Consider the following 8,370-nt stretch of genomic DNA (forward strand, 5'->3'; position numbering starts at 1 on the left):
GGTTACGCCGCATACGTAATTGCTTAAGCGGCTAACCGGGTTATGTTGACCGCTAAAGGGAATGGGTTAGCCGCTAACCCAAACCGGTTCGGCGTATACCCAATCCCTTAAATGACACTATTCAGGCTTACCCGGGAATAAATATACGCATGAATAGTTGTTGGGATTGATCCTTGGTCAAACAAAAAGCGTTAGACTTGATCAGAATTACCTCCAAACAAAAACGGGACAAAAAAGGATTTTTCCTCTTTGTCCCGTGAAGTGATCGCGACAGGATTCGAACCTGTGACCGTCTGCTTAGAAGTCCTTGAAAAACAATTTAATTAAAAATAAATTATCTAATTAAAATATTCAATATCAATATCTTACATAAAATCAATTGCTTTTTGTTTTGCTTTAAAACCAATTCATTCCAAAAAAAAGTATGCACAAAGTATGCATTTTTTTACCTAACTTTAAGGGAAAACAAGGTATAAAAATGGCCCGCATAAGACTTATACTGGACACTAGAAAATCATCAAAAAGTGCTACCTCTGGATTGTATCCCGTAGCACTACGGTTGTTCCATAAAAGGCAGCGTCTTATCCGTTTACCTTATTACACTTCCATGCATGGATGGGACAATTCCAATCATAAATTTAAGAAATCTGTTTTGGTAAACAAAAGCCAGGATTGTGATTATATCAATAAACTCATTTATGATAGATGTCACCTTGCAAAGAAACTTATCGATGAGCTTGGTGATACCCTCAATACCATTACTGTGGATAGTTTGGTGGAACATATTAAAATTGCATGGAGTGAAAAGGAAAATTCCACTATCAAACAAAAGATAACCAATACCCTGTCCCTTGAGGAATGGGGAGAGGTAATCATCAACAGGAAATTAAAAGCCAACCAACCGGGAACGGCAAAATGGTACAGAGGTGCAATCAATGCCATAAAGAAGTTCAATAAGGGAAAGGATATCAAGCTCTACGATATCACAGTTACCTTTCTTAAGGAGTTTGAGGCACATCATGATCATTTGGGAAATTCAAAAAATGGTATCAGCGCCTATTTACGGGGCATTCGATCCATTTACAACAGTGCCATTAAAGAGGATAGGTTCATCCCTATCAAAAACTCTTTTATGCACTACAAGATTCCACGTACCACCAGAACGAAAAAAAGAGCTATTTCCAAAGAAAAGCTATTGGCCATTAGAGATTTGGAATATGGGAAGGGAACTGAGATATGGCATACCAAAAACTATGTGCTTGTCATGTTCAATTGCCGGGGGATGAATTTTATAGACCTAGCTAAATTAAAGGTTAAGGATGTAGATAATGACCGATTGCGGTACGGGCGGAGCAAAACCGGCCAACCCCTCTCAGTAAAAATTACTGTAGAACTCGCCCTAATCCTAAGCTATTATCTTGTTGGGGAAAAGGAAGAAGATGATTTTATCTTCCCGGTCGGATATGATGGAAGCCCGGAAAATTATAAGCATTATATGTCCCATAGAAGGCGTGTCAACAAGCAGTTAAAGATCATCGGTGCGGATGCCGGGATCGAACAAAATTTAACGACCTATTCCATACGGCATTCCTGGGCAACCATCGCTAAATTTTTAGGGGTTTCCATCGAGGTCATCAGTGAAAGCCTGGGGCATAACTCGTTAAAAACCACAGAAATATATCTCAAGCATTTCCACAATGAAGTCTTGGACGAGGCGAACGAAAAGGTTGTCAGTTGAATGAATCTTTTAATTCGTTCAACTCTTTCCTTTTTTCTAGCTCTTGAATAGCATTTTTTTACTTCACTTCAAAACGAATCCGGTTTTTCACATTTCCTTTCACCATAAATTCCAAATAATCAATTATTAAAGATTAATTCATATCATCACAGACAAACAGCCCATTCCCCTACATTCAGACAAGCTCCATTCCGGGAAAAGCGCTTCGTTAAAAAGGTCTTGGACACATCCCACTCCTTTTTACTCCCGTTGCGTTGAACCAATTCCGGAAATCCTTGGAATGGAACACCTTACTTACCACAAAAAGGAGTGGGTTAAGTCCGCTTTAACTGTACTTCCATAAAATATGTAGAACGTAGTGATTATTCATACAATATTTACACAAGTTAAACCCGGAAAATGTTTATCGGACAAGGGACGGCATAAAGCCGTTCCTCCGTCACTATTTATTCCGTTTCCTTGCCGCTCCAAAATTTTCTCTTCCGTTTGGAAATCCCTGAAAATATTGTTGAATCCTAAAAACAGTTATTATGGAACATCCAGACCTGCAACAACTTGATTTTGGCTTCGAGCTAGAGCCCGTGGCAAATCCCAAACCTACACAAAAATCCATTAAAAAGGTCCAGTCGGATTTTGTTTTCGACTTTATGGATTGCCTGAGCAGTCCCATTATCGTCTATCCGAACTCCTGGCAGGACGTTGTACCAAAACTCTTGCTGAAGGACATTACCCTGGCACGTCTACTCACCCAGATGCAAGGGGAGCGGATGGCCTCCCTGACCGAAGTGGTGGCCTATATGATGCCACGGACCTTTGAGGCCCCCATACAAAGTGAATGGGCCAACATCTATACCTGGTGCGGGCTGCAATATGCAAAGACCTTCAAGCATGCCGGGCAAATGGAAGCCATGGCGGGGATAGCACCGGAGAACCTGTCCAATTACGAGCAGACCCTGTTAAAACGGCTTCGGGTATGGATTTACGAAAAAAGACGGGAGGCCCTAAAGAAGAAGCTGAAAGTGGACAAACCCACTGCAGAAGAACCTGCAATCCAAAAAAAGCTGTCCCTGTAAAGGACAGCCTTATAGCTTTCACAAATTTGGTCATGGCCCTTATTGGGTAAGGTCATCGATAGTGGCTCCGGGAGCATTTTTTTTGACCGATGCAATACCGGTTTCCATGGCACTTTTCGAAGAATACATCTCACTGGTCCCGATTACTTGCCCATTGGTAGCCTTTAGGTTAAAGAAGGGACTCCCGTTTTTGGATTCCAGACGCTCATATTTGCTGTCATCTTGGGAGTTCTGTTTGACGGACTCAATACCATTGGTACAACTGGCCTTGGCCCTGTAGCCTTCACTGGCCAGAATGTTCTGTCCGTTGGCAGCCTTTAAACGGAATCTAAACTCGCCCCCTTTGTCTGTGTAAATTTCAAATTTTTGCATAAGTAATGGTTTTATGATTAACTCTGAAAAGATATTAAAAAAAGTTGATTTTTCCCATTGTAAACGAAATGATGATACCTTAAGGCAAGAAAAATCCTCAGCCCATTCCCCTGCATTCCGACAAGCTCCATTTCAGGAAAAGCGCTTCGGTAAGGGATCTTGGACACAACCCACTCCTTTTTGCTCCCGTTTCGTTGAACCCATTCCGGAAAACCCTGGAACGGTACATTGCACTTGCCACAAAAAGGAGCGGGTTAAGTCCGCCTTAGTCGTGTCTTCAATAGAATAAACAGTACGTAGTAAGTATTCATACAATATTACCGAAAGATAAACGTCGCAAAATGTTTCTCGAACAAGGGACGGCATAAAACCGTTCGTGCCTCTCTTTTTATTCCGTTTCCTTGCCCCTCCAAAATTTTGTCTTCCGTTTGGGTTGTGCTCAAATATTGTTTAATTTAAAATTTCATTATTATGGAAACAAAAGCAAAACAAAACGGAATTGCAAAAAAGCAAACCGCTTCATCCCAAGAAGTAAAAAAGAAATTGGCCGAAGAAGCCATCGGCAAACCATCCGCAACCACAAAAGCAAGGGAAGCGGAGAAAACCGATAAGGCTCCCGTAAACCTGGATGACCGTATCCAAAAGTTTGAGAAGCTGCGTGGATTGGCCACCCAAAGGGAACGCCTGGTACAGACCCTGAACGAATTGACCAAGTTCAATTACAATCAGGGGGATTCCAGTTCCTTTTATCTAAGGGATTCCCACGGAATGGAATTCAAGACCACCAATTCCAATCTGATTCAGTTGGTCTCTGTCCATCTGCAATCCACATTGGAAACACGGAAAGGGGAACTTGAAAATGAGATCGTATCATTTGAACTATAAGGTCTTTACCTTTCCGAAAGAGCCTGTCCTTACCGGACAGGCTTTTTTTTATGTCTGAATGAGATGTAATGGCTTTGTGTGAAGCGTTGTTAGCGTGAAAATGGGTCAAGTTTTTACACTTACGCTACCAATTAAAAAATGTAGATTCTCCATTAGAAAGTTCTGCCGTTGCCCTTAAATGGTTAATGGTGATTTTTATAAAATGTTTCTTTTAATTCGAAATTCAGATTTTTTTGTTCCCATTTTAAAATACACCTATTCCTCAGCCCATTCCCCTACTTTCCGTTTCTCTTCAATCCGGGAAAAGCGCTTCGTCAAAAAGGTCTTGGACACAACCCACTCCTATTTGTTCCCGTTCCTTTTGACCCATTCCGGAAAACCCTGGAATGTAACACTGCAATTCCCGTTAATTATTGGCACACAAATAGGAATGGGTTAAGTCCGCTGGACCGGAACTTCCATTGTGCACTTAAGAACCTTCTTTAAAAATTGCTCCCTTTTTCCTGAAAGAGCATTTGTTGTTGTTTACAATTTCGACAATCTCTTTAAAGCTTGGATAACTAAATTGTTTTTAGGGTCAAGTTCTATCGCCTTTTTATAGTTCTGAATGGCCAACTCCTTATTTCCATCGGCCAAATAAGCTTCTGCCAAACTTTGATAGGCTGCTGATGAATTCGGGAACATTCCAACTGTATATTCGCAAATTTCAACCGCTTCTTTATTCATTTCTTTATACAATAAATATTTTCCTTCATCAATTAGGCTCTCTTCCATAAAATGGTGGGTGGCATAGACCTTTCGATTATGGAAAAAGGCAGTATTCAACTTAAAAATACTTATGGCTTCCTTTACATTGCCCGATTTTAACAATTGATGTCCCACTTCATTTAATTCGATCCCGTTCAGGGGTTTTTCCTCAGAACCATTATACCACTGAATTGCCGTTGCCACTCCTTTTTCATTTATCCTGGCCAACATTTGTTGGATCTTGTTTTCTTTAGGGACAAATTCTTTTCCACCTTTTATGACCGTTTTTTTTGATAAGAAATTTTCATGGTTTGTAAACGGGTTTTTGTCAAACAGTACTAAATCAGCCTTTTTCCCTACTTCTATGGAACCATATTCAGCTGCTATTTTCATGGCTTCAGCTCCATTCCATGTGGCTATCTGAAGAATCTCTTTAATAGAAAAGCCCGCCTTATAAAGAAGCATGAGTTCTGACAAGAGTGCCCTGCCACCGTATTTGCAATCCGTGCCTATCCTGATCTTGATTCCCTTATCATGTGCTGTTTTCAGGACCTTCATCATGGTACCGAACCCTATGGATGCCTGTTCTCTAAAACTATCCGTGTTGGTTGGGATATACGGTGTACTTCTTAAGGGAAAACTATTGAATGAGGTATAGAAATCCGTATCCCCTGTAGCAGAGGCCAGAACGTTTATTGTCGTACTTATAGTAACACCTTCACTAGCCATTTTATCCAGTAAGGCATCCATTTTGGCCTTTAATTCAGGCGTGTTTGCTATATAATCAAAAAACAATGCCATATCGGCAGCAAACTCATCCAAGGTCCCTGTCCGTTCCAATTTATATTTTTTGACAAATGGTTCCCAATGATTCCCGTAATCAAAGACACTGGATACCAAAGTGAAAAAATGTTCAAAATTTTTAAGCCCTAAATCCACCGCATCTGGAACGGTTTCCCTAAATTGTATATGACCGGAAGCATTTATATTTTGTTTTTCGGCTTCACTGAGAATGGCCTTCATTTCGGGCTTGCGCAACCTCGAATACAGCTTAATATGTTTTACCCCTAATTCGGCATATTCGCGGATTTTCCTTTTACCATCTTCAGGGCTTAAAATTTCTACATGATGTTGAACAGGTTCCCGTTCTTCATCGGAAATTAAGGCTCCACCACTGATGAACAGGTTGGGATAATCCGGGGACGGATTTTTTTGCCAGTTGAGTGCAATATCCATCCATTCTTCAGGATCTCCCATACTTACAATGGTAGTAGTACCGTATTTTAAATAAGTTTCTGACAGCCTTTTACGGTACGAGTCATCAATATATTCTGGAGCCACATCATCTCCTATGGCATATAGTTGGCCAAGATGTGTATGCGTATCAATAAATCCGGGGATAAGTAAACGGCCGTTGCCTTCAATAACATGGATTGCATTTGATTCCTGTGAAGCATTGATTATGGCCGCTATACTGTCCTTATTGATTAAAACCGTCTTGTTTTTAAGTACTTTTTTGTTCTTGCTATCAAAAACGGCTACGTTCTGTATTGCTAAATCATAATTTGGGGGTTTGTTACAGGCAGGGAACAATAAAACTCCAAGGAAAATAAAAACTAATTTCTTCATGGTATTGACTTTTATACAAGAAAGACTATTAACTCAATAAAATGTTACAGAAACCCCTTAGTTTATAAGTAGTTTCAATAATTGGACAATTAGTAATGCCAATGCCCCTGCCCTACCCAACCCTAAATTTTCCCAAGTACCATTCTCGGCAAATCCTTCTCTGGGATTTGCTTGTCGAATGCCGGAAAACCAAGGCTTGGGCCCCATCAATTTTAAGGGGTTCATAATAAAAGAAGCCTTTGTTGTTTTTCGGGGCATCGAAAAACAGGCATGGCATAAGTAATTCTAATATAACCCCATTTGCTTTTCTCGCTTAACTGCCGGTACGCTCAAACACAAACGGGCTTAAAAGAATTCCTAATGCCCTTATGGAACCCGTCAAGGCCAAGCAGGTTTTGCTCACAAATAAGGTTTCTGCTTCCTTGTTTTTAACCCTTCGGTAAAAACTACGTCGCGGACACTCCTGATTTCCTCCCAAAAGCCTTGACAGAACCCACTTATTTTATTGTGCTCTGCACGTAAGAAGCAAACAAACACCCCCTTAAAATTTGAGCGCAATTGCGTACGGAAAAAGGGAAATTATTAATCTTTTAAATCTTGTATTATGAGTACCATTAAAAACAAAGTACAGTTAATCGGAAACGTAGGGCAGGAACCTACCATTACCAACCTTGACAGCGGGAAAAAAGTAGCCCGCCTATCATTGGCTACCAATGAGAACTACAAAAACGCCAAGGGCGAAAAACAAACCGACACCCAATGGCATACCGTGGTGGCATGGGGCAAGACCGCCGAAATCATCGAAAAGTATGTGGACAAGGGCAGGGAAATTGCCATTGAAGGCAAGTTGACTTCACGTTCCTATGAGGACAAAGAAGGTGTAAAACGTTACGTTACCGAAGTGGTAGTCTATGAAATCCTGCTATTGGGCGGTAACGATTAAACAAATATAAAGAGGGTGTAACCATCGAAAGGAGCACCCTCTTTATCATTACTATTAACTTTAAATCAATAAGCAATGAATAACAAAGCTAATGAAATCAAAACAGGGTTGCAACATTTCCACGGCTCGGAAATGTTCTACCACATCCCGTTGATACGTACACGATATACCGATGGATTGAAATTTTTGGCAAATGCCGCAGGCTGTTACTGGCTGATTATGGATGCATCGGTCATTGCCAAAAGTCTGATGGGCAAAAGCTATTTTATAACTGTCGATTTTAAACAGCTCTCCGAACGGGAACGGGCGGAACAACAATGCGAGGCGGTAATAATTTATGGTGACGGTAATGGGCATATCCTTGAAACCCACCGTTACAGCGTGACCGATTTTCCGTTAGATAAACTGCGGTTGTACTTTGTGGACAATACCCTGATGCTCCCAAGTGAATATTAAAATGGAAAAGACGGAATTTGAAATCTGGTTGGATGAGCAACAAGACCCCCGGGACTACCCCGAGGGTTTTGACCCCAACCTGTACGACCTGTAAGTAACCTTAAATTTAAAACGATGGTTTATTTGAATTATAACAACCTCGATTTGGAAACCCAACAGCGGTTACTTTCCATGTCCAAAGAGGAAGTGGAAAGCCGTTTCGGGGAACAGTTGCGCAACTATGCCAAGACCCAATATCTCGATTATGATGAACTGGTTGAACAGGAAGCCATACGCAACCTGTACACCTACGATTACGTGTTCAATATCTGAACACGACGGACACCACCCAAGACCCTTGCCATCCCAAGGGTCTTTTTTTGTCCCAGTTTGATTTTTGGGAGGATCGAACACCCAAAAATCAACCGGGGTCACGACTGCCTGCCAAGGCCGTGGAAGTCCGCAGGAACCCCTATCCCTTATTTGGCCGCAAAATAGCCCTTCAAAAATATTCCCATCAAAAGACTACGGCATAATGGCTTTGCTCG

Annotated in this window: 8 protein-coding genes; 6 read left to right on the forward strand and 2 right to left on the reverse strand. The window is 41.1% G+C overall.

All coding sequences use genetic code 11. From position 1 onward, the window contains the following. The first annotated feature begins 478 nt into the window (after window positions 1-478). Window positions 479-1,738: a tyrosine-type recombinase/integrase gene (locus tag ED312_RS06425; RefSeq protein WP_170164456.1), complete on the forward strand. Its 1,260-nt coding sequence runs from the start codon at window positions 479-481 to the stop codon at window positions 1,736-1,738. A 530-nt stretch (window positions 1,739-2,268) separates the two neighbouring features. Next, the gene (locus ED312_RS06430; RefSeq protein WP_123215191.1) at window positions 2,269-2,811 is read left to right on the forward strand and encodes a hypothetical protein; all 543 of its coding nucleotides are present in this window, start codon (window positions 2,269-2,271) and stop codon (window positions 2,809-2,811) included. 39 nt (window positions 2,812-2,850) lie between these two features. Here ED312_RS06430 and ED312_RS06435 read toward each other — a convergent pair whose 3' ends face one another. After that, a complete protein-coding gene (locus tag ED312_RS06435) occupies window positions 2,851-3,183 on the reverse strand; it encodes a YegP family protein (RefSeq protein WP_123215192.1) in 333 nt (110 codons plus the stop codon). 471 nt (window positions 3,184-3,654) lie between these two features. On the opposite strand from ED312_RS06435, the gene ED312_RS06440 reads away from it, so the two are divergent. Beyond that, entirely contained in the window at window positions 3,655-4,068 is a 414-nt protein-coding gene (locus ED312_RS06440; protein WP_123215193.1) for a hypothetical protein, read from the forward strand. 525 nt (window positions 4,069-4,593) lie between these two features. Here the strand turns inward: ED312_RS06440 and ED312_RS06445 are convergent. Further along, entirely contained in the window at window positions 4,594-6,444 is a 1,851-nt protein-coding gene (locus ED312_RS06445; protein WP_123215194.1) for an amidohydrolase family protein, read from the reverse strand. A 604-nt stretch (window positions 6,445-7,048) separates the two neighbouring features. On the opposite strand from ED312_RS06445, the gene ED312_RS06450 reads away from it, so the two are divergent. From ED312_RS06450 to ED312_RS06460, 3 genes are all read left to right on the forward strand, one after another. Further along, window positions 7,049-7,387: a single-stranded DNA-binding protein gene (locus ED312_RS06450; protein WP_123215195.1), complete on the forward strand. Its 339-nt coding sequence runs from the start codon at window positions 7,049-7,051 to the stop codon at window positions 7,385-7,387. 75 nt (window positions 7,388-7,462) lie between these two features. Continuing rightward, window positions 7,463-7,843 (forward strand): DUF6876 family protein, encoded by a 381-nt coding sequence (locus tag ED312_RS06455; protein WP_123215196.1) that lies wholly within the window; start codon window positions 7,463-7,465, stop codon window positions 7,841-7,843. Between the two features lie 114 nt (window positions 7,844-7,957). Continuing rightward, complete coding sequence (locus ED312_RS06460) at window positions 7,958-8,155, forward strand: hypothetical protein (protein ID WP_123215197.1); 198 nt, start codon at window positions 7,958-7,960, stop codon at window positions 8,153-8,155. Window positions 8,156-8,370 lie beyond the last annotated feature (215 nt).

Origin of the sequence: Sinomicrobium pectinilyticum (assembly GCF_003725735.1) — a bacterium.
Lineage (GTDB): Bacteria > Bacteroidota > Bacteroidia > Flavobacteriales > Flavobacteriaceae > Sinomicrobium > Sinomicrobium pectinilyticum.